Below are 21012 nucleotides of genomic sequence, written 5' to 3'. Positions count from 1 at the left end.
GGCCCTGAGCCCTTCGACGGAGTGATTGGTCGGGCGGAATCACCATGCTGGAGAATGAGCCGGGCACGGGAACGGAAGGCGGGCTGAAGCGCTGGCTCGATGGTATCGGTCTTAGCCATTATACCGATCTCTTCGCGCAGCACCGTCTCGATCTCGATGTCATGGGAGACCTGACCGAATCCGATCTGGTCGAGCTCGGATTGCCACTCGGCGATCGGAAGCGGCTCCAGCGGGCCATGACCGCGTTGTTCCGGGCCGAAACCGCGGAGAAGCCCGACGGGACGGCGCGCCCGCAAATCCGGACGGAGGTCGGCGCGGAGCGGCGTCAGCTCACCACCATGTTCTGCGACATGGTGGATTCCACCTCGCTCTCGGTGCAGTTCGATCCGGAAGACGTGCGCGACATGATCGCGAGCTTCCGCGAAACCTGTGTCCGCGTGGTGAAGCATTACGAAGGTTTTGCCGCCCGCTTCGTCGGGGACGGTATTTTGGTCTATTTCGGCTATCCGACCGCACATGAGGACGACGCCGAGCGCGCCGTGCGAGCGGGGCTGGAAATCGTCCGGGTGCTGTCGACCGCCCGCGCGATCGAGCCGCGTGGTGCGCTCAGCCACTCACCCGCCGTCCGCATCGGCATCGCGACCGGTCTCGTCGTGGTTGGCGACCTCGTCGGACAGGGCACCGAAGAGCGCGACTCCGCGGTCGGAGAAACCGTCAATCTCGCCGCGCGCCTGCAAGGCCTGGCGCCGCCCAACGGTGTGGTGATTTCCACGTCGACCCAGTCGCTGTTGAAGGGGAAGTTCGACTACCGCGATCTCGGCGTCCACGCGCTCAAGGGCATCTCGGAGAAAGCCCAGGCCTGGCATGTGATGCGCGCCTCGCGGGTGGAGACCCGCTTCGCCGCCGCGATGGGCACGCGGCTGACCCCGCTCGTCAACCGCGAGGAGGAGATTGCGCTGCTGATGGGGCGCTGGCAGCAGGCCAAGGACGGCGAGGGCCAGGTCGTGGTCAAGTTCGGCGAGCCCGGCATCGGCAAGTCGCGCATCATCCAGGAAATCTTCGAGCGGATCGCGGGCGACCGCCATGGACAGGTCTCGTTCCAGTGCTCGCCCTATTACACCTCTACGGCGTTCTATCCGTTCGCCGAGCAGCTCAAATTCTCTCTCGGTCTCGATCGCGAGGATGCGTCCGTGCAGTCGCTGGCGAGCCTGGAGACCGCGATCGCTGCCGCTCATGGCGACATCGAGCAGGTTGCTCCGCTGCTTGCCGCGCTGTTGTCCATTCCGACCGGTGACCGCTATCCGCCGCTCGAGCTGTCGCCGCAGCAGCAAAAGGATGCGACCGTCGCGGCGCTGGTCAATCATTTTCTCGGCCTTGCGCGCGAGCAGCCGCTGGTGATCGCATTCGAGGATCTGCACTGGATCGACCCGACGTCCCGTGAGGTGATCGATCTCCTGGTAGACCGGGCACAGAACCGGGCAATCCTGGTCATCATCACCGCGCGGACCGAATTCCAGCCGAGCTGGAACGCCCACTCGCATATCACGACCCTGGTCCTGAGCCGGTTGAGCCGGCAGTTGCGCGCGACGCTGGTCGAACGCGTGGCGGGACGCGAGCTTCCCAAGGAAGTCATCGAGGAAATCATCGTCAAGACCGACGGCGTGCCGTTGTTCCTGGAGGAGCTGACCAAGACGGTGCTCGAATCCAACCTCCTGACCGAACGGCACGGGCGCTACGTGCTGTCGGGCCCGTGGCGGCAGCTCGCGATCCCGGCGACACTGACGGACTCGCTGATGGCGCGGCTGGACCGGATGGGGCCGTTCAAGCGGATCGCGCAGATCGGCGCCACCATCGGCCGCGAATTCTCCTACGAGACTCTGCACGCGGTCGCCAACACGCCCGCCGAACAGATCGAGGCCGCGCTCAATCACCTGGAGGAGGCCGGGCTGATCATGCGCCGCGGCCATCCGCCCGACGCGCTTTACTCCTTCAAGCACGTGATGATCCAGAACGCTGCGCATGCGAGCTTGCTCCATAGCGAGCGGCGCAAGCTGCATTCCCGGATCGCCCAGGTGCTCGCCGAGATGTATCCCGAGAAGACCGAGCGCGAACCGGAGCTGCTTGCCCATCATTTGACCGAATCCGGCCAGAGCGAGGGCGCTGCCAGCTTCTGGCTCAAGGCCGGCAAGCAGGCGGCCAAGAGCGGCGCCAATCTGGAGGCGATTGGCCATCTGCGCCGCGGCCTCAGCGTCGTGCAGGCCAATGCGCGCATGCAGGGCGCCGACGAGATGGAGCTGGAGCTGCGCATCGCGCTCGGCAACGCGCTGATCGCCGCCAAGGGCTATGCCGTGCAGGAGGTCGAGGAGAACTACGTCCGCGCCCTCGAGCTCGGCCAGCAGCTCGAGGACGACGAAAAGGCCTTCGCCGCCACGCGCGGGCTTTGGGTCTGTCATTTCATCCGCGCCGATCTGACCCGCGCGCACGATCTCAGCGTCGAGCTGTTGAAGTTCGCCAAGCGCGAGCGGCTGAACGAGGGGACGCTGCCGGCGCAGCAGACCGGCTATCTGATCGAGGCGCATCGCTCGATCGCGATGACCATGCTCTATCGCGGGCGCTTTGCTGTGTCCCAGCACCATCTGCATCGCTGCATCAACCTCTACAGCCCCGATCTGCACTCCGATCTGATGGAGCGGCACGGCACCGATCCCGGCGTCGTCTCGCTGTCCTATCTCGGCTACCTCTTGTGGTTCCTCGGCCGGCCCGACGCGGCGCGCCAGCACAGCGAGCAGGCGATCGCGAACGCCGAGAAGATCCGCCACCCCTTCACGCTAGCCTTCGCGCTCGTGTTCGGCGCCTATCTCTGTCAGCATTTGCGCGATGTCGAGGGCACGCGCGACCACGCCAACCGCGCCATGATCATCGCCACCGAGCACAATTTCCTGCACTGGAAGCAGCAGGCCGCGATCCTGCGCGGCTGGGCGCTGGCGCAGCTCGGCGAGGCCGACGAAGGCCTCAGTCAGATGCGGTTCGGTCTCGACGAATACGAAGCGATGGATTCCTGGCTCGCCGGCTGCTGGTTCCGCTGCCTGCTCGCGGAGGCCTACGCCAAGGTCGGGATGCGCGATGCCGCCTTGCGCGCGCTGGACGGTGCGCTCGCGACCGCAAGACGGACCGGCGATCACTCCTACCTCGCCGAAGTCTACCGCCTGCAAGGCGAGATCACGCTCTTGGACGGGGATCCGGCCTCGGTGCAGGAGGCCGAGGACCTGTTCAACCTGTCGCTGGAGATCGCGCGCAAGCAGGGCGCGCTGTCGTGGGAGCTTCGCTCCGCCGTCAGCCTCGCGCGCCTGTCGCACCAAGCCGGCAAGCGCGAGCACGCTCGTCTCCTGCTCGTACCGATCGTCGGCAGGTTCAGCGAGGGCTTTTCCACGCCGGACCTGAAACAGGCGATGCAACTGATCGACGAGCTCGGCGCGGACGCGCCTGTTCGTGCAGTCGATCCCGTGAGATGAGTGATCTTGCTGCCGCGCGTGCGCGTTACGTGGAGCTGATCGCAAAGCGCGAGCAGATCTCCTCAATGCGCCTGCTAGAAGCCCTCGCCACCGTTCCGCGCGAAAAGTTTCTGGCGAAGGGACCCTGGCGCATCAAGAGCGAGGCGGCGCGCTTCTATCGGCTGACGCCGGATGCCGATCCCGTTCATCTCCAGGACAATGTGCTGGTCGCGATCGATGCGCGCCGCAAGCTCGACACCGGACTGCCGAGCCTGTGGGCGCACTTCATCGATTTGCTCGACGTCGGGGAAAAAGACCGTGTGGTCCAGATCGGCTGCGGGCGCGGCTATTTCTCGGCCGTGCTGTCGAAGATCGTGGGCCCCAAGGGCAGGGTGCAGGCAATCGAATGCGACGAGCGGCTTGCGGCGCGCGCCGCGACCTATCTTGGCGCCTATAGCAACGTCGCGGTCGTCCATGGCGACGGATGCGAGGACATCGGCGAACCCGCCGACGTGATCATCGTTCATGCCGGCTTCTCGCAGCCACATCCGCTCTGGCTTCGGTCGCTTCGTCCGCGCGGCCGGCTTCTGGTGCCGCTGACCCAGCGGGACCGCGAAGGGGCCGCGCTCAAGATCACCCGCAAGGGCAAGGGGTTCGAAGCCGAGGCGGTGCAGCAGATCCGGATCTTCCCCGGTCAGGGTCGAGGCGTGACCGCGCTCGACGACCGCGTCGCCGACTGGTGGCAGCGCGCCTCCGCGCTGGCGCCGCTGCGCTTTCGCGGCATCGAGCAGGGGCTGCCGTCGGATGGCTAATGATTCGTTTCATTTTACCTTGATTGCGAATGTAAGTATTCAACGCGCCTCGGCGCCGCTATGAGTACGGCCTGATCGCCATACGAGCGCGCGCCATGCATTCCGTTGCCCTGCTGACCGCCAGCTACGCCAAGGATATCGAGCGTTTTTCGCTGCTCAGCGAGAGCATCGACACCTGGTTGACGGGCTACACGCGGCATTATGTTCTCGTTAACGATGAGGATCTGCCGCTGTTCGCGCGGTTCGCTTCCGACAAGCGTGTCATCGTTCCGGCCTCGCGCTATTTGCCGAAATGGCTGTGGGCGCTGCCGCCGGCTCTGCAGTTCATCAGCAAACGGCGCGTCTGGCTGTCGCTGCTGTCGTCACCCGTTCATGGCTGGCACATCCAGCAGATCCTCAAGATCGCCGGCGTCCTCAACGCGCCCGAGCAGCGCGTCTGCATCCTGGATTCGGACAATCTGTTCTTCCGCGAATTCGACGTCGGCCAGTATGCCGGCGGCGAGAAGACGCCGCTGTTCGTCACGCGCAACGGGATCGACGCCGCCCACCCCTTGCATGTCCTGTGGCTCCGCACCGTCGATCAGCTCCTTGGCATCAAGGAAAGGTCCTTCCCCGCGGACGACTATGTCGGCAACGCACTGGTGTGGGACAAGGACACCGCGCGCGCGATGACCGACGCGATCAAGTCGGCGACGGGATTGAACTGGGTTCTGGCGCTGTGCCGGAAAAAGAAGTTCTCGGAATATCTCATGTACGGCCATTTCGTCGCGAACGCGCCCGCGCATCTGGCCACTCATCGGGTCACCGAGGATAGCATCGCGGTCTCGCATTGGGATGACACGCGCCTCGACCGCCCGGCCATCGAAGCGATGATGCGCGCCGCTTCGCCCGACCAGGTGGCGCTGTGCATCCAGTCCTATTCGTCGACCTCGATCGACGACATCCGCGACGTGTTCCGACTCAGCTCGCGCGACCGTCGTAGTCCGAGCCTTTCGCCCGATCACATGGGCGATGCGGTTGAGTTCGAAGCACCGACGAAGACGCGCTAGGGCATGATCCGGAAAAGTGTGCAGCGGTTTTCCGAAAAGATCATGCTCAAAATAAAGCCGTTTAAGCGTCCCTCGTGAACTTGTTGATCACGTTCATGAACGGCTTCGGCTTGAACTCGCCGTCGAGCGGCAGAGGACGGTTCGGCTGCTTGTCGGCGCGGGCAAAGGTGCCGTTGATCCAGCTATAGCGGTCCGAGAGACCCCAGGTCAGGATCGAGCGCACCGGTCCGCTGGTCGAGATCGCGGTCAGGAGATCGTCGACGCGCTTGGCGACGATGGCATCGCGCTCCGCCGGCGTCCCCGTCAGCTTTTGGTCGTCGACATCGAGCTCGGTGACATACACCTCGAGGCCCCAGGCGCGCAGCTCGGTGACGAATTCGGCGAGCCCATGGGTGTCGATCTCGAGCTCGGCATGCAGATGCGATTGCAGTCCCACGGCGTGCAGCGGCACGCCCTGGTCGAGCAGCTCCATGATGAGTTGGCGGTAGGCCGCGCGCTTCGCAATGAACGTGTCCTTGGCCGACTCGATGTCATATTCGTTGATCGCGAGCTTGACGAAGGGGTCGGCCGCGGCCGCCGTGCGAAACGCCAGCGGAATCCAGCGATTGCCCAGATGCTGCGTCCAGAACGACTCGCGCCGGTCTTTTGGACTGCGCGGATTGTCGGGGATCGGCTCGTTGACGACGTCCCACGACGTCAGCTTGTCCTTGTAATAGGAGACGACCGTGCCGATGTGGTCGACATAGGCGCGCTCGACGCCCTTGGCATCCTTGATCTGCTTGGTCCAGTCCGGAATATCGTGATACCAGGCGAGCGCGTGCCCGCGCATCGTCAGGTCGTTCTGCCGGGCGAAATCCAGTATCGCGTCGGCGCGTTCAAAGGCAAAGGTGTGCGCGTCCGGACGCAGCATCGGCCATTTCAGCTCGAGCACCGGAACCACCTGCGTGCAATACGTGCTGATGGCTTCGCCGAGCCTGGGATCGGCTTGCAGATCCCAGAGCGTGGCCGCGGCACCAAATCCCTGATGGCGCTGGGCGAGTTTCGACGCCGGCGCTGCGGACGCCGATGCGCCCGCCGCAAGTGCGGCGGCGCTGCCGAGGAGAAATTCGCGTCTGTCGAGCCTGGTCACGGCATTCCTTATCGAGCCAACGCACCATCGTACCAAGCGACGCCTTGCAACGCCGGGGTTTCCCCTCGTTGGGTTAACTTTGCCATCTGCGAAATCACGGTTCCTTTCGGTGGCCGTGCCGCCGTCAGGGAAGGGCAAATTTAACGCTAACCCGCGAAAGCGGCCTCAAAGCCGCATTCGCCGCCCGATCTCCAGACTTATGTGACACTCTTGAGGGATGCTGCGGCGCAATTCGTTCGCCCCGCCATGGTCCAATTGATGAACGGCCGTCACACTCGCAACAATGTTGCCGGTCCCGTGCTCGCATGCTGAACCGCCATTTCTCGATTTATCTCGTCGCCTACATCCTGCCTGCGGCGGTGGGCTTCTTCGCCGTCACGGCCTACACGCGGCTGCTCACGCCGGCGGAGTACGGCGTCTATGTCGTCGGCATCAGCCTGGCCGGCATTCTGGGTGCGATCTTCTTCGCCTGGATCAAGCTGTCGGTGTCGCGCTATCAGGCGATGTCGGCCGAGGTGGATTTCCGCGGCACCGCAATGGTCGCCTTCGCGCTTACCGTCGCCGTCCTCTGCGCCACCACGCCGCTGGTCTTCCTGTTCCGCAGTGATCTCAGCGTCGGGCTGCTGCTTGTCAGCATGTTCGTCGCGATCATGGCGAATGCCGTCGATGTCGGCCAGGAGTTCGAGCGCGCAAAATTGCGCCCTTACAGATTCGCGGCGATCTCGATCGTGCGCAGCGTGTCGAGCGTCGGTTTCGGCCTGCTCGGCATCTGGCTCGGCTGGGGTGGACTGGGACTGCTCGCCGCATTCGGCCTGGGTTCGCTTGCCGGGATTATCCTGAACCTCGTCGGTGACCGCACCAGGATCGCGCGTTTTCAGCGCAGCCAGTTCGTGCAGCTCGCGCGCTACGGCCTGCCGCTGACGCTGGCCGGATTGTCCGTCGCGGTCTACTCGGCCTGCGACCGCCTCATCGTGGCATATTTGCTCGGCAAGGACGCCGCCGGCATCTTTGGCGTCGCTGCCGATCTGCCGCGACAGTTCATGGTCATGATCGCCTCCAGCGTCGCTGCGGCAACAGTGCCGCTGGTGTTCCGGTCATTGTCGGAGAAAAACAACGAGACGACGCGGAAGCGGCTGACCGAGAGCCTCGAACTTCTGCTCGTCGTGGTCGCGCCCGTCGCCGTCTGGCTCGCGCTCGCAGCCGACCAGGTCGCCGGCACACTCGTCGGCGTCGACTTCCGCGCCGGCGTATCGGCGCTGCTGCCGACCCTGGTGCTCGCCCGGTTGTTCGGCATCGCCAATCAATTCTACGTGCAGATCAGCTTCCAGCTTGCCGAGCGGCCGTTCATGCTGGCGGCGCAGTCGTTCCTGACGCTGGTCGTCAGCGTGGCGTTGATGTTCGTGCTGGTGGCCGGCCATGGCCTCTACGGCGCGGCGCTGGCAACGCTTGCGACCGAGGCGATCGGCTTCCTCGTTGCCGTCGCCCTGATGCATCGCGCGCATCCGGTTCCGTTCGACCTCCACCGCCTCGCCGGCGTTGCCGTCTCCGCCGCGGCGATGGCGGCTGCGATTCTCGTTGCACGATCCCAGGTCAATGGCATCGGCCTCGTCCCGCTCATGGTTGTGAGCCTTGCGGGCGGCCTCGCTTATGCCGCCGCAGCGTGGTTGCTGAACGTCGCAAATGTCCGGACGCTGTCGTTGCGTTTCCTGCGAACCTTCAATCGGAAGGCGTTAGGCGTTTAGCCGCGGCGTCTGACGAGGCTCGTCCTCACCGTCTGAAGCCCTGAAAGGGCCGCTTGACTTGGCGATGGCTCGGTTTCGGCCGGAAGCTGTCCATGTGGTGGGCGATTTTGTTGCATCCTTGGCCATAACCGTGCTTCTTGGGCCGCATGTCGGGAGCAGAGCAGACTATGACCCAAGGAATACCGGAAATCCGCGCATCGGCGCAGTTGCTCGCCCGCTATCGCGAGCCCGACAATGCGCGGGGTGTCCTCGAACTGGCGATTACGGCGATACCGTTCGTTGTCATCTGGGCTCTGATCTGGGCCGCTCTGGACCAGGGCTATTGGTTTGCCCTGCTGCTTGAGGTGCCCGCGGCGGGTTTGCTGGTCCGCCTCTTCATGATCCAACATGATTGCGGACACGGCTCGTTCTTCCGCGGCCGCGTTGCCAACGATTGGGTCGGCCGTGCCCTCGGCGTGATGACACTGACGCCATACGGCTACTGGCGGCGTAACCATGCAGGCCACCATGCGAACTCCGGCAATCTCGATCAAAGGGGCTTGGGCGACATCGATACGCTGACCACGCGTGAATTTCTCGGGCGGTCTCGATGGCGTCGGGCGCTGTATCGCTTGTATCGACATCCCCTGGTGATGTTTGGCGTCGGCCCCTCGTATTTGTTCATCTTGAAGCACCGATTGCCGGTGGGGATGATGCGTCGCGGCTGGAAACCCTGGCTGAGCACGATGGGCACGAACATCGCCCTCGCGGTTCTCGTCGTCACGATGATCCAGCTGGTCGGCTATGGGCCGTTCCTGCTCGTGCATCTGCCGATCATTGTTCTGGCGGCGTCGATCGGCGTCTGGCTGTTCTACGTCCAGCATCAGTTCGAGCACACGCACTGGGCCCACGACGAGACCTGGAATTTTCACGACGCCGCGCTGCACGGCAGCTCTCACTACCAACTGCCGGCTGTCTTGCGATGGTTCACGGCCAATATCGGCGTCCACCACATCCATCATTTGTCCAGTCGAATTCCCTACTATCGCTTGCAGGACGTGTTGCGCGACAATCCGCAGTTCGCTGGTGTCGGGCGGATTACGCTGCTCCAGAGTTTGCGGACGGTGCGGCTGACCTTGTGGGACGAGGAGCGGCAGCGGCTCGTCTCCTTTGGAGAGGCGGCCTTGTTTGGAAAGGGAGCCAAGCTTGTTTGAAAAGGCAGCCTTGGTCCCCGCGATTTCGCTTACGCCACCCCCGCGCGGCCGCCGAATGGCGTGAATCCGCGCGATCGGAAAGGCGATGGGCGTTCAGCGCCCGTTCAAGGTGGCCTCGCCGTCCGACGTCAGGCGCTGGCAGCCGTGTCACCGACCCCCGGTCATTCTGTCGCAGCGATAGAGCGCGAGCTTCGGCCGCGCGCCGCCCTTCCGCCTGCGTCAACCGTCGTATATGAGATTTATCGCCGGACGTGCCGAATGTCGCCACAGACGGAACGTAAGGCGGCTGCGATTTCTTAATTCAAAGATCGCAATCTGATCGATGACCGGCGGACTGGCATTTCGACCGAGGATGGCATGAGAAACCTGATGACAACGGCGCAATCTACCGTGGCGATGCGGCGTTGGGGGCCTCCCGGAATTGTGACCTTGGCGGCGATGCTCGCCTTTGCGGCCGTGGGCCCGGCCAATGCTGCCAAGCAGGCGCGCCAGCCGGCCGAGGCGGTGGCGCCCCGCGAGGCCGGCGAACCGATCATGGCGATCGTGTCGATCAAAAGCCAGCAGGTCACCTTCTACGACGCCGAGGGCTGGATTTTTCGCGCGCCGGTGTCCACCGGAACGACGGGACGCGAGACGCCGGCCGGCGTTTTCGCCATCGTCGAGAAGGACAAGGACCACCACTCGACCATGTATGACGACGCCTGGATGCCGAACATGCAGCGCATCACCTGGAACGGCATCGCGCTGCATGGCGGGCCGCTGCCCGGCTACGCCGCTTCGCATGGCTGCGTGCGGATGCCGTTCGGCTTCGCGGAGGGCCTGTTTGACAAGACCAACATCGGGATGCGCGTGATCATCTCGCCGAACGACGCGGCTCCGATCGACATCGTTCATCCCGCATTGTTCATGCCGAAGCGGGACGCCATTGCGGCGGCACCGGGCCAGATCGGCAAGCTCTCCGGCGAGGCCGAGGAGGCCACAAGGGCTGCCGACGAGGCCAAGAAGGCCGCGACTTTGGCCGCGAAAGAGGCGGCCTCGCTGCCGGCCTCGCTGCGCAAGCTGGAACAGCAGAAGACCCGCGCTGACGCCGAGCTCGCCTTCGCCGACAAGCAGTTCGCGGCCGCCAAGACCGATCAGGCTCGGGCCAAGGCCGAGGAGCTGAAGCAGAAGGCCGCCACCAAGGCCGCCGACGCGGCGACGCAGCTCGATGCCGCCAAGACCGCCGCACAGCCGAAGCGCGATGCGGTCGCTGCCACGAAAGACGCGGCCAAGGCGGCAGCGGCCAGGAAGGCCGACGCCGTGAAGGCTGCGACCGACGCAAAGCTCGCGCTCGAACCGGTCTCGGTCTACATCAGCCGCGCGACGCAGAAGCTCTATGTGCGGCGGAACACGCACAAGCCGGCACCGGACGGCGGCGGCGAGGTGTTCGACACCAGCATCGAGGTTCCCGTCACGATCCGCAATCCCGACCAGCCGCTCGGCACGCATATCTTCACGGCGATGGCGAAGAACGATACTGGCCTGCGCTGGAGCGTGGTCACGATCGAAGACGGCGACAACGCCAGGAACGCGCTCGATCGCATCACCATCCCGCAGGAGGTGCTCGATCGCATCGCGCCGACCGCGTTGCCGCGGTCCTCGATCATCATCTCGGACGAGCCGCTGAGCAGCGAAACCAACTACCGCACCGAGTTCGTCGCGGTGCTGAGCAACCAGCCCCAGGGCGGTTTCATCACGCGCAAGCCGACCGCGCCTCCGATGGCCATGGCGAGCGACGACGGCTGGGACAATGGCGGCAACGGTTTCGGCTTCTTCTTCCAGCGCGATCCGAACCCGCAGCCCGTCAATCCGCGCCGGCGTGGCCAGTATCAATACTATCAGCCGGCACAGCCGATGCAGCGGGGCTTCTGGTAGGAGGCGGACAGATCGAAGCCCGCCACTATCGCCGCGCCTCGATCACGATAGCCTGGATCTTGCCCTCGATCGGTCCGGACCCATGGCGCGTCCGGATCGCCTCGGCAACAATGTCGGTCGCAGCCTGAAGCTTGCTGGCATCGCGTGCCTCGATCTCGCTGCGCAGCGGCGTGCCCTGGCAGAGCGCGATCGCGACGTGCTCGGGCGACGGCGCGCGGCTTATTTCAGCTCGCGTTTCGATCGATATGTCACGGAAGCCTGCGCGTTCGAGGTCGGTTCTGATGACCGCCTTGTCGTGATAGCCGTGCGGGGTCCGGGCCATGAAACGAGGCGGGTCGTCGGGAAACAGCTTTTCGAGCGCCACCGTGGCTTCATGCGTCAGCATATTGTCCTCGATGCGATCCCAGACGTTGAACACGAACGTGCCGCCATCCTTCAGGACGCGCTTCACTTCGCCGAAAGCCTTGACGCGATCCGGAAAGAACATGGCGCCGAATTGGCAGCAGACCACGTCGAAGGCGGCATCGTCGAAGGGCAGGGCCGATCCATCGGCCTGGCGCCACGAGATGCGATCGTCGTCTGCCTGACGCTGCGCCGCGACGGCGAGCATCGGCTCGTTGAGGTCGGTGGCGACATAACGGACGCCACGCGGCAGCGCCGCCGCCACCGCGCGCGTCACGGCGCCGGTGCCTGCCGCGATCTCGAGCAGCACGGAGGGGGACCGGGCCGCGACACGTCTTGCGATGTCGTCGGCGTAAACGGCGAAGATCATCGGGACCAGATATTCGTCGTAAAGTTTCGGGATCGAGCCGGCGAAAACCTTGTCAGTGTTGGACATGCTTGCCTCGCTGAAGGTTCGGACACGAAGCTCACGTTATCATGGATTGCCGTCTACCGCGCCAGCAGCGCGGTGAACCCGGCCGGTTCCTGCATCGCCTTGCGGGCTGGCGTCATCGGCTCCCACCGACCTCGCGGATCGGCCGCGTGCCGTCCCAGCTCAAAGCAGCCTGCCGGACCTTGTCGAAGAACGGCCCCTTGGTGCCGCTGATGTCGGAGATCTCGATCACGGTGCCCGGATGGGCCTGGGTGTCGAAATAGGCAAAGCGCCCCTTGTCGCCGCCGATCTGGCCCTCGTGGCCGATCCTGTAGCCGAGCCCGAGCGCCCTGTCGTAGAGCGCCTGGTAGTCGTGGCTCCAGTAGGACATGTGCTGAAGGCCTTCGTGGCCGGACTCGAGGAACTCCCTGTACAGCGAGGGCGCGTCGTTGCGCTGCTGGATCAGCTCGATCTGGAGATCGCCGGAATTGGCCAGCGCGATGCTCATCTCGACGGCAGAGTTTTCGCCGCGATGGCGAAACCAGTCGGTCTTGACGCGGTCCAAATAGTACCACGGACCGACGCCCATCACCTCGATCCAGTGCTTCATCGCGGCGTGGATGTCCCGCACCACATATCCGTTCTGGCGCACCGCGCCGAAGATGCGGCTCATATCGGCGCCCCCGTTGTCACCTCGTTCACCTGATCTCGATTCACTTCACTTCAATGTGCGCGTCCTTCGCAACCTGCTTCCAGGCCGCGATGTCGCGCGCGTTGATGTCACGCTGCTCGTCGCCCGGCACGAATTGCGGCGTGATGCCGAGCCCCAGCAGCTTCTGCTTCACCTCGGCATCGGCGAGCGCGTCCTTCAGTGCCGCCGACAGTTTTCTTGCGATCGGCTCGGCAAGTCCCGCAGGCGCATACATCGCCCAGGACAGGCTGCGGTCGAACGGCACGCCTTGTTCCTTGTAGCTGGCGACATCCGGCAGGCTCGGCGAACGCTCGCCGCAGGCGGCCAGCGCCTTGATCGAACCGTCCTTCACCAGCGGCGTCGCGGTCGCCATGTCGAGTGTCGCCAGCGAGATGTGGCCGCCGAGCAGATCGCCGGCCAGTTTGGCGATGCCGTTGAACGGCACGTGGTCCATCTTGATTCCGGTCTGCTGCATCAGGATTTCCGCGCAGAATTGTCCGGTCGAGCCCACGCCCCAGCTTCCGTACTGGATCGGCTCGCCCTTCTTGGCCAGCGCGATCAGGCCCTTGATGTCGTTGGCCGCAAAATCCTTGGTCGCCACCAGCATGATCGAGGACGTGCCGATGCGCCCGATCGTGGTGAAGTCCTTGATCGAATCGTAGGGCAGTTTTGGATAGATCGCCGGCGCCAGCACATGCGTGGTCATGCCGCCGACGGTGATGGTGTAGCCGTCGTTCGCCGACGCCGCGACCATCTGGGTGCCGAGCGTGCCGGCAGCCCCGGTGTGGTTCTCGATATAGACGCTCTGTCCGAGCGTCTTGGCCATCCTGTCGCCGAGCAGCCGCCCGATCACGTCACCGCCGCCACCGGCCGCATACGGCAACAGCATCCTGATCTTGTGCGTGGGATAGGCGGCTGGGTCCTCGGCGCGCGCAGGCAGCATTGCCGAGGACGTTACGACCAATGACAATGTCGCGGCGCGCAGCAGACGAAAATGGACGAAGCGCGCCATGACCCAGTCTCCCCAGATTGCTCTCCGCTTCTTTGAGAGCGGAGTTGAAACGAACGATCGTTCGTACGATTGACTAGCGAACGATCGTTCGTTAGTCAAGTTGCATGGCTGTCCACACCACCAGCGCGGCGGAAGCAGCTGCGCCCACGACCCGCGCGCGCATCCTCGCCGAGGCGCTCGATCTGTTCGCGCAGAGCGGCTATGGCGGCGCCTCGATGCGCGAGCTCGCGCGTCGCGTCGGCATTCGCGAGAGCAGCCTCTACAATCACTTCGCCGGCAAGGCCGCGATCCTCGAGGCCATCGTCAGCGAGCACGGTCCGGCCAGCTCGGCGAGCCGGCTGGAAGAGCCGCGCTACAAGCAGCTCGCGCGCCAGCCCGCCGCGTTCTGCCGCCAATTTGCATTGGACCTCGTCGAGCAATGGTCCGATCCGCGCGAGCACCAGTTCCAGAAAGTCATCACCGCCGAACGCAACCGCGTGCCCGGCATCCGCGCCAAATTCGCCGATCATTTTTATGCGCGCGAGCAGAGCATGATGACGGATTATTTCCGCGGCTTTGCGCTCGCCGGCCTGGTCTCGACGCCGGACCCGCGCGAGACCGCGCGGCTGTTCGCCGCCGGGCTGATCTACATCCGTCTCGAGCATTACGTGATGGGCGCGGCACCGTCGCCGCGGCCGAAGGTGATCGAGGCGATCGACCGCTATCTCGCCTTCTTCCTGTCGCTGATCGCGGCGGATGGCGGGACGCGGGACAACAAGAAACGAAAAGCCAAGGGAGAGAATCGTGGCAAGGCTGCCCCTGATTGATCCGGAGACCACCAGCGGCGATATCCGCGCCTCGTTCGACCGCATGCCGGTCAAGCTGAATATTTTCCGCATGATGGCGCACGCCGAGGCCAACATGATCCCGGCGATGCGGCTCGGCAATTCGATCCTGCACAAGCAGAAGCTCAGTGCGGTCAATCGCGAGCTCCTGATCCTCCAGGCCGCCCAGCTCGAAGGCGGCGCCTATGAATGGCGCCAGCACGTGCCGATCGCGCTCGGGGTCGGCTGCACGCAAGCGCAGATCGATGCGGTCCAGCGCGCCGACTACGATGCCGCCGGCTTGAGCGAGGCCGAGCGCGCGCTGCTGAAATTCGGCCGCGAAGTGGTCGAGAACATCCGCGTTCCCGAGGCGATCTTCGCCGCCATGCGCGAGCATTTCAGCGACCAGGAGATCGTCGAATCCATCGTCGCGCTCGGCTTCTACATGATGATGGCGCGTGTCACCGAGGCGACCGAGACCGATCTCGACCCCGCTGCCGGCATGAAGGTGTATGACGGCGGCAAGAAGCCGGGCGCCTGAGATGACGGATACCGATAGCAAGCGGGACCGTTACGTCCGCCCGCCGAGTGCGGAGTCGCTGGGCGAAGCGCCGGGGAGGGGACGCCTTAGGGGCCGCCGCATCCTGATCGTCGGCGGTGGCCAGCGTGTGTTCGACGCCGCCACCGATCCGATCGGCAACGGCCGCGCCATGAGCATTCTGTCCGCGCGTGAGGGCGCCAAGGTCGCGGTCGCCGACCTCAACCGAACCTCGGCCGAGCACACCGTCAAGCGCATCACCGACGAAGGCGGTGAAGCCTTTGCGATTGCCGCCGACGTCACGTCGGAGGCCGACGTCCTGCGCATGATCGACGAGGCGCATCGCGCCATGGGCGGGCTCGACGGCATGGTGCTCAACATCGGCACCTTCGGCAAAGTCGGGCTCGATGCCGTCAGCCCCGGGGAGTGGAATGCGATCTACGACGTCAACGTTCGCGGCCCGATGCTGTGCTGCCGCGCAGGCCTGCCGAAATTCGACAGCGGCGGATCGATCGTCTTCATCTCCTCCATCGCCGCGCTGAAAGCCGGCTCGCAGATGGCGGTGTATGATTCATCGAAAGCCGCGCTCGGCGGCCTCATGCGCAACATCGCCCATCTCGGGTCGCGCCGCGGCATCCGCGCCAACCTGGTCTATCCCGGCCTCGTCGACACCCCGAACGGCCGCGAGGCCGGCGCCGGCCGACCCAACCGTGGCAAGGGCCATGTCCCGTTCGGCCGTCAGGCCACCGCCTGGGAGATCGCCTATGCTGTGCTGTTCTTCCTCTCGGACGAGAGCGTCTACGTCACCGCGCAGACGCTCGCGGTCGATAGCGGCCTGAGCGGGATGTGAGAGGCCTCGCGCCTATGGCCCGGGGGCGCGCGCTCCGCTGATCAGGTGGTCCAGCGAGACGCGTCCCGGCCCGTAGGCCATGATGCCGAGCGCCATCGCCGCCCAGGTGATGTGGATCGACCAGCCGTCAGGCACGGTCAGCTCGACGATGACAGTCATGAACAGCAGTCCGAGCGCCGCAAACCGCGTGCCGAGGCCGAGCAGGAGGAGGATCGGGAACATGATTTCCCCGCATCCGGAGAGAAAGGCCATGACGGTCGGCGCCGGATAGTGATAGGGCCCGCCCGGCAGATGTAGCATGAACTCGTCGCTGAACAACGTCACCGCGGTGTCGTTGAGCCTGAGGAAGCCTGCCCATTTGAGCATGCCGGAACGCCAGAACGGCACCGCCAGCGCGATGCGGAGCGCGAGCTGAACGACTGACGGCGAGGCGATGGTCTGCACGAGATGATTGGCCTTGTCGACGAGGAGTCCGAGGGAGGGCAGGCCGCCGCCCGCCTGCATGCGTTGGTCCGTGATCATCAGACGTCTCCGAAAGCGAATGAGGTGAAGGCGCCCGCCTCGATCAGGCCGGTGATGTTCGAAGCGATGTCGAAGTCGGCCGCCGCGTCCAGCGCGCGTGCGGCGGCCTCGCCGAGCGGCCGACCCGACATCAGGCTGCTCGCGAATGCCGCTCCGCCCGGCGGCAGGTGCCGGACCACGACATCGAATTCGGCGCGCGTGACCAACGCGTCTTCCGGCGTCGCAGCGTCGATGCGCCCGACCGGCGACGTGTCGCGGTTGGCGGCGAATATCGTCACCGCCGCGAATTGCGACCGCACGATTCCCACCGCCGGGTGCGGTAGGAGAACGAGATCGCCCAGCCGATCCGGCGCAACCGCGGCAAGCTGCGCCGGCGACAGCGGTGCGGCGTCGGCGGCGTGATAGGCATCGAGCCAGGCTCGCTCGATGCGTGCGACATCTGCGAGCCATGGCATCATCTGCGCATGTTCATATTGCGCGATGAAGGCGGGAAAGTCGCGGCCGTAGTCGAACAGCAGGGGTGAGATCGGTGGCGTCTGGCGAACATGGAAGCGCGCCATGGCACGGAAGAAGTCGGCGCCGGCGATGCGCTGCACCGCCGGATAGATCGCGGCGAGCGCGTCGATCAGGCTGACCGTGACGTTGTTGCGGTAGACATCGTAGCGCTTGCCAGGTGCCTTGCCGTTCGGACCGGTCACGATCTCGGGCGCAGGGCGCACCGGGTCCAGCAGCGCCGGTGCAAAGGCTGCGGCAAAGCAAAGGTCAGGCTCAGGCGGCATGACGATCTCCCGTCAGCCCGACCGGGCGGCAACGGTCGAGGATCGCCTGCGCGGCGGCCGCCTCCGCTCGCAGGACCGCCCAATCCGGGATCTTGCTGTCCCACTCGATCAGCGTCGGCACGCCGCCGCGGCGCCGGACGACGATCTCGTACAGCTTCCACACGGCGTCCGCGACCGGGCCGTCATGGCTGTCGATCAGCAGCAGATCGCCTTCGTCGTCGACCTGCTTGGCATGGCCGGCGAGATGGATCTCTTCGACGCGCGGCAGCGGAAAGTCCGCGAGGTAGTCGAGTGCCGAGAAGCCGTGATTGGTCGCTGATACGAATACATTGTTGATGTCGAGCAGCAGCCCGCAGCCGGTCCGCTCGGCAACAGTGCGGATGGAATCGGTCTCGCTCATCGACGATAAGCGAAAGGCGACATAGGTCGAGGGGTTTTCCAGCAGCAGCGGGCGGCGGATCGCGTCCTGTACCTGATCGATGTGATCGCAGACGTTCCGGAGCGTTGCCGCGGTGTAGGGCAGCGGCAACAGATCGTTGAAGAAGCTGGTCTCATGCGTCGACCAGGCGAGATGCTCGGATACCAGCGCGGGCTGGTAACGTGCCACCAGTCCGCGAAAGCGGGCCAGATGCGCCTTGTCGAGCGGCTGTGGTCCGCCGATCGACATGCACACGCCATGCAGTGAGAGGGGATGGTCGCGGCGGATCGCTTCCAGCGCGCGGTGCGGCGGTCCGCCTGCGCCCATGTAGTTCTCGGCGTGGACCTCGAAGAAGCCGCGTTGTGGTTTCGCGCCCAGGATCGCCTGAAGATGTTCAGGCTTGAAGCTGGTCCCGGCGACGCCGCCGATGGGCGCGGAATAGCGGAGGGGCACCGCAGACATGTCAGGCGCGATTGCCGTCGTCATGGTTTCACTCCGCTCTTCCGTGTTGTGGTGGTCGCGACGCAGCGCGTCAAACCGGCTTCAGCGAGCCCTTCTTGCCACCCGGCAGGTCGATGCTGGTGCAGGTGCCGCCCTGGACGAATTTCCATGCATTGCCCTGGAAGTCGGCGGTCGAGGTGCCTTGGCAGGTCGTGCCCGGTCCGGCCGCGCAATCGTTCTGGCCCTTCAGCGCGACGCCGAAGCATTTTTCCTTCTTGGCGGCGACGGCCGCGTCGCCCTCGGCCTTGGTCAGCGGAGCAGCAGTGGCCAGCGTGGCAAGTGCGGTCGACATGGCGCCGGCGAGAACGAGCGTGGTCACGGCAAGTTTGGCAGACATCGAAGTTTCTCCTGTTCGAGATGGCATCGCCTGGCAGGCGAAGAGCGCCTTGTTCGGTTCGCCCTGCAGCCGCTCGCGTTACCGATCGAGCAGGTCACGAGTTCGTGAGGCCGTCAGATGGGCGCACGGGCTGTGCGCTTGGATCGGATTAGCGGGTGACGGGCCGGTCAATCCAATGCCTAGTCTCTATCGAGACCTTAGCCGGAGAGCATTGGCGGCGACGCGCGGCGCCTGCCACAGGTAACGAATGCACGCGTGCCACGTAGAGCGGTAACAGGAGATGGTCGGTCGCCGCTTTGCCGGAGAACGGAAACAGCTATGAATGTTGATCCCGGACGGCACCTGCGCGCGATCGCGAAGCTGACGGTCAGCATCCGCCTCGCCATCTCGGCGTTGGTCCTGACCGCGATCCTTTTGACCGCCGCCCTCTCCAGCCTGTTGTGGTGGCGCACGGCGGAGGCGGCGAGCCGGCAGCTCGCATCGACCATCAACGAGCAGATCGTGGCCGCTGTCCGCAAGGAGGTCGCCGCGATTGTGGACGAGGCCCGTGCGGCCCACACCGCCATTCGAACGCTGTTCTTGCAGAACGTGCTCGACACCCGCGAGGCCGACAAGCGCGAATTCGTGTTCCTGTCGCAACTGCAGTCGCAGGCGACGATCTCCTGGGCCGCCTTTGGCTGGCCCGACGGGACCTTCTTCGCCGCGCACAAGCTCGGCGACCGCCGCCTGGAGATGATGGAGATCTCGCTGACCGATCATGCCGGCCAGCGCCGCATCGACGAATACGAGGTGGTGCCCGGCGATATCGAATTCGCCAATCGCCGTTTCGAGCCGACCGATTTTCGCGTCGCCGATCGCGCCTGGTTCAAGACCGGGCTGGCGGCCGGGGAGCCGCAGTGGTTCAAGGTCATGGACCATCCGACCGGCGAGCGGCCATCGATTGCCTTTGCCGGTCCGATCGATGTCTACCAGGAGCGGCAAGGCGTCCTCGCCATCGTCATCGAATACACCAGGCTCGCGCGCTTCCTGTCGCAGCTCGAGGTTGGGCGCACCGGAACGGCTTTCATCATCGACGGCAGCGGCGAGCTGATCGCGGCGCCTGACAAGGACGCCGACGAGCTGCACGCTGCGAAGGGCGATACGACGCTGCTACCGCTGGCGCGGATGGCACTCGTGAAGGCGGGCGAGGATGGCCGCAAGGCAGCTTGGCGAAGTCGGCTGACATCGGCTGGCGGCGCTTACGAAGTGGCGCTCACGCCGCTGCCGTTTCCCGGCTGGTCGCTCGCAACCGTGATCCCCGAGGCCGAGTTCCTCGGTCCGGTCGAGACGACTTTGCGCCGCCTGATCATCGGCCTTGGCATCGGCGCCGTGCTCGCAGCGTTGGCCTCGGCGATGCTGGCGCGTTCCGTCATCGCCGCACCGCTGTCGCGCGTCGTCGGCGAGCTCCGCCATGTCGAAGCCTTCGCACTGGAGCAGGTCCGCCGCCATCCGTCGCGGCTCAAGGAGATCGCGAGCCTGTCCGGCGCGATCGCCGAGATGGCGGCCGGCCTGTCCGCGTTTCGCAAGTTCATCCCGGCCGATCTGGTCCGCTCGCTGTTGCGCCAGGGCGTCGAGGCAAGGCCAGGTGGCAGCATGCAGGAGCTCAGCGTGATGTTCGTCGACATCGCCGGCTTCACCGGGCTGTCCGAGCGGTTGGGCGATCGCGTGGTGCCGCTGCTGTCGCGCTATCTCGACCTCGCCTCCGAGGCCGTCGTCGCCAATGGCGGCACCATCGACAAGTTCATCGGCGACGCCGTCATGGCGTTCTGGGGCGCGCCGCAGCCGCAGGCCGACCACGCGCTGCGCTGCTGCCGTGCGGCGCTCGGCTGTTGCAGGGCGATCGCGGCGTCGGGCCTTGCCGACGATCTTGGCCAGCCGCTCCAGATCCGGATCGGCATCAATTCCGGCCGCATGCTGGTCGGCAATATCGGTTCCGAGTTGCGCCTGAACTATACCGTGATCGGCGATGCCGTGAACGTCGCGAGCCGCCTCGAGGGCGCCAACAAATCCTACGGGACGCAAATCCTCATTGGCGAAGCGACCGAACGTCTCGCGCGCGGCGCCATCGTCACGCGCGAGATCGACAGCATCGCCGTGTATGGACGTGAGGAGGGCTTTGCGGTCTACGAATTGATCGGACTTGCCGGGGAGAGCGGCGGGGAGAGGCTTGATTGGATCGTACGCTATGAACAGGGCCTCGCTAACTACCGCGGGCGCCATTTTGCGGCTGCACTCGCTGATTTCGAAGCCGTGCTGAATATGCGCGGCCCGGATCGCCCTGCTGAACTGATGCGCGACCGCTGCCGGCAGTTGGTTGAGAGCGCGCCTGATGTTGCGTGGCGCCCGGTCGCGGCACTGACGACGAAGTAGTCGCGAAA

At 65.1% G+C, this 21012-nt stretch carries 18 protein-coding genes; 10 read left to right on the top strand and 8 right to left on the bottom strand.

Going from position 1 to position 21012, the window contains the following annotated elements; translation table 11 throughout:
• Positions 1–44: 44 nt before the first annotated feature.
• The 3 genes from N551_RS0118470 (at position 45) to N551_RS0118460 (ending at position 5352) form a co-directional block, all read left to right on the top strand.
• Positions 45–3512, top strand: coding sequence for an AAA family ATPase (locus N551_RS0118470; RefSeq protein ID WP_027568171.1), 3468 nt, complete (start codon positions 45–47; stop codon positions 3510–3512).
• A complete protein-coding gene (locus N551_RS0118465) occupies positions 3509–4303 on the top strand; it encodes a protein-L-isoaspartate O-methyltransferase (RefSeq protein ID WP_027568170.1) in 795 nt (264 codons plus the stop codon). Before N551_RS0118470 ends, N551_RS0118465 begins: the two co-directional genes overlap by 4 nt.
• A 95-nt stretch (positions 4304–4398) precedes the next feature.
• Positions 4399–5352 (top strand): DUF6492 family protein, encoded by a 954-nt coding sequence (locus tag N551_RS0118460; protein ID WP_027568169.1) that lies wholly within the window; start codon positions 4399–4401, stop codon positions 5350–5352.
• Positions 5353–5413: 61 nt separating this feature from the next.
• On the opposite strand, the gene N551_RS0118455 is transcribed toward N551_RS0118460, so the two are convergent.
• The gene (locus N551_RS0118455) at positions 5414–6481 is read right to left on the bottom strand and encodes an endo-1,4-beta-xylanase (protein ID WP_027568168.1); all 1068 of its coding nucleotides are present in this window, start codon (positions 6479–6481) and stop codon (positions 5414–5416) included.
• A gap of 305 nt (positions 6482–6786) precedes the next feature.
• Here N551_RS0118455 and N551_RS0118450 point away from each other — a divergent pair, with 305 nt between their 5' ends.
• From N551_RS0118450 to N551_RS0118440, 3 genes are all read left to right on the top strand, one after another.
• Positions 6787–8223 carry a lipopolysaccharide biosynthesis protein gene (locus N551_RS0118450; RefSeq protein ID WP_027568167.1) on the top strand — a complete coding sequence of 479 codons (1437 nt, stop codon included), beginning with the start codon at positions 6787–6789 and terminating at the stop codon, positions 8221–8223.
• A gap of 167 nt (positions 8224–8390) precedes the next feature.
• Entirely contained in the window at positions 8391–9416 is a 1026-nt protein-coding gene (locus N551_RS0118445; protein WP_027568166.1) for a fatty acid desaturase, read from the top strand.
• A gap of 357 nt (positions 9417–9773) precedes the next feature.
• A complete protein-coding gene (locus N551_RS0118440) occupies positions 9774–11330 on the top strand; it encodes a L,D-transpeptidase (protein WP_027568165.1) in 1557 nt (518 codons plus the stop codon).
• 25 nt (positions 11331–11355) lie between these two features.
• Here N551_RS0118440 and N551_RS0118435 read toward each other — a convergent pair whose 3' ends face one another.
• From N551_RS0118435 to N551_RS0118425, 3 genes are all read right to left on the bottom strand, one after another.
• Positions 11356–12168: a class I SAM-dependent methyltransferase gene (locus tag N551_RS0118435; protein ID WP_027568164.1), complete on the bottom strand. Its 813-nt coding sequence runs from the start codon at positions 12166–12168 to the stop codon at positions 11356–11358.
• Positions 12169–12280: 112 nt separating this feature from the next.
• Positions 12281–12817: a VOC family protein gene (locus N551_RS0118430; RefSeq protein WP_027568163.1), complete on the bottom strand. Its 537-nt coding sequence runs from the start codon at positions 12815–12817 to the stop codon at positions 12281–12283.
• Between the two features lie 40 nt (positions 12818–12857).
• Positions 12858–13847: a tripartite tricarboxylate transporter substrate binding protein gene (locus N551_RS0118425; RefSeq protein WP_027568162.1), complete on the bottom strand. Its 990-nt coding sequence runs from the start codon at positions 13845–13847 to the stop codon at positions 12858–12860.
• Between the two features lie 104 nt (positions 13848–13951).
• On the opposite strand from N551_RS0118425, the gene N551_RS0118420 reads away from it, so the two are divergent.
• From N551_RS0118420 to N551_RS0118410, 3 genes are read left to right on the top strand one after another with little or no spacing between them, the layout of a single operon-like run.
• Positions 13952–14653, top strand: coding sequence for a TetR/AcrR family transcriptional regulator (locus tag N551_RS0118420; RefSeq protein WP_027520510.1), 702 nt, complete (start codon positions 13952–13954; stop codon positions 14651–14653).
• Positions 14631–15191 (top strand): carboxymuconolactone decarboxylase family protein, encoded by a 561-nt coding sequence (locus N551_RS0118415; protein WP_027568161.1) that lies wholly within the window; start codon positions 14631–14633, stop codon positions 15189–15191. The genes N551_RS0118420 and N551_RS0118415 overlap by 23 nt, the downstream gene beginning before the upstream one ends.
• Position 15192: 1 nt before the next feature.
• Positions 15193–16038 carry an SDR family NAD(P)-dependent oxidoreductase gene (locus N551_RS0118410; protein WP_027568160.1) on the top strand — a complete coding sequence of 282 codons (846 nt, stop codon included), beginning with the start codon at positions 15193–15195 and terminating at the stop codon, positions 16036–16038.
• Positions 16039–16050: 12 nt separating this feature from the next.
• Here the strand turns inward: N551_RS0118410 and N551_RS0118405 are convergent, their stop codons facing one another.
• The 4 genes from N551_RS0118405 to N551_RS0118390 are packed head-to-tail and all read right to left on the bottom strand — an operon-like array spanning position 16051 to position 18595.
• Entirely contained in the window at positions 16051–16560 is a 510-nt protein-coding gene (locus tag N551_RS0118405) for a DoxX family protein (RefSeq protein WP_027568159.1), read from the bottom strand.
• Positions 16560–17339: a DNA-binding domain-containing protein gene (locus N551_RS0118400; RefSeq protein WP_027568158.1), complete on the bottom strand. Its 780-nt coding sequence runs from the start codon at positions 17337–17339 to the stop codon at positions 16560–16562. Before N551_RS0118400 ends, N551_RS0118405 begins: the two co-directional genes overlap by 1 nt.
• Entirely contained in the window at positions 17329–18243 is a 915-nt protein-coding gene (locus N551_RS0118395; RefSeq protein WP_027568157.1) for a DUF692 domain-containing protein, read from the bottom strand. The genes N551_RS0118400 and N551_RS0118395 overlap by 11 nt, the downstream gene beginning before the upstream one ends.
• Positions 18244–18289: 46 nt before the next feature.
• The gene (locus N551_RS0118390) at positions 18290–18595 is read right to left on the bottom strand and encodes a DUF2282 domain-containing protein (RefSeq protein ID WP_027568156.1); all 306 of its coding nucleotides are present in this window, start codon (positions 18593–18595) and stop codon (positions 18290–18292) included.
• A gap of 318 nt (positions 18596–18913) precedes the next feature.
• Between N551_RS0118390 and N551_RS0118385 the strand changes: the two genes are divergently transcribed.
• Positions 18914–21004 carry an adenylate/guanylate cyclase domain-containing protein gene (locus tag N551_RS0118385; protein WP_027568155.1) on the top strand — a complete coding sequence of 697 codons (2091 nt, stop codon included), beginning with the start codon at positions 18914–18916 and terminating at the stop codon, positions 21002–21004.
• Positions 21005–21012: the final 8 nt, after the last annotated feature.

Source organism: Bradyrhizobium sp. URHA0013 (assembly GCF_000518345.1).
Taxonomy (GTDB): domain Bacteria; phylum Pseudomonadota; class Alphaproteobacteria; order Rhizobiales; family Xanthobacteraceae; genus Bradyrhizobium.
Note: the sequence above shows the minus strand (reverse complement) of the source record. Positions and strands in the feature narration are given on the sequence as shown.

Coding starts and splice junctions, on each gene's coding strand:
- N551_RS0118405 (WP_027568159.1), bottom strand. CDS start 16,560: ATGATCACGGACCAACGCATGCAGGCGGGCGGCGGCCTGCCCTCCCTC.
- N551_RS0118450 (WP_027568167.1), top strand. CDS start 6,787: ATGCTGAACCGCCATTTCTCGATTTATCTCGTCGCCTACATCCTGCCT.
- N551_RS0118385 (WP_027568155.1), top strand. CDS start 18,914: ATGAATGTTGATCCCGGACGGCACCTGCGCGCGATCGCGAAGCTGACG.
- N551_RS0118465 (WP_027568170.1), top strand. CDS start 3,509: ATGAGTGATCTTGCTGCCGCGCGTGCGCGTTACGTGGAGCTGATCGCA.
- N551_RS0118435 (WP_027568164.1), bottom strand. CDS start 12,168: ATGTCCAACACTGACAAGGTTTTCGCCGGCTCGATCCCGAAACTTTAC.
- N551_RS0118440 (WP_027568165.1), top strand. CDS start 9,774: ATGAGAAACCTGATGACAACGGCGCAATCTACCGTGGCGATGCGGCGT.
- N551_RS0118445 (WP_027568166.1), top strand. CDS start 8,391: ATGACCCAAGGAATACCGGAAATCCGCGCATCGGCGCAGTTGCTCGCC.
- N551_RS0118425 (WP_027568162.1), bottom strand. CDS start 13,847: ATGGCGCGCTTCGTCCATTTTCGTCTGCTGCGCGCCGCGACATTGTCA.
- N551_RS0118460 (WP_027568169.1), top strand. CDS start 4,399: ATGCATTCCGTTGCCCTGCTGACCGCCAGCTACGCCAAGGATATCGAG.
- N551_RS0118395 (WP_027568157.1), bottom strand. CDS start 18,243: ATGACGACGGCAATCGCGCCTGACATGTCTGCGGTGCCCCTCCGCTAT.
- N551_RS0118470 (WP_027568171.1), top strand. CDS start 45: ATGCTGGAGAATGAGCCGGGCACGGGAACGGAAGGCGGGCTGAAGCGC.
- N551_RS0118430 (WP_027568163.1), bottom strand. CDS start 12,817: ATGAGCCGCATCTTCGGCGCGGTGCGCCAGAACGGATATGTGGTGCGG.
- N551_RS0118400 (WP_027568158.1), bottom strand. CDS start 17,339: ATGCCGCCTGAGCCTGACCTTTGCTTTGCCGCAGCCTTTGCACCGGCG.
- N551_RS0118390 (WP_027568156.1), bottom strand. CDS start 18,595: ATGTCTGCCAAACTTGCCGTGACCACGCTCGTTCTCGCCGGCGCCATG.
- N551_RS0118420 (WP_027520510.1), top strand. CDS start 13,952: ATGGCTGTCCACACCACCAGCGCGGCGGAAGCAGCTGCGCCCACGACC.
- N551_RS0118410 (WP_027568160.1), top strand. CDS start 15,193: ATGACGGATACCGATAGCAAGCGGGACCGTTACGTCCGCCCGCCGAGT.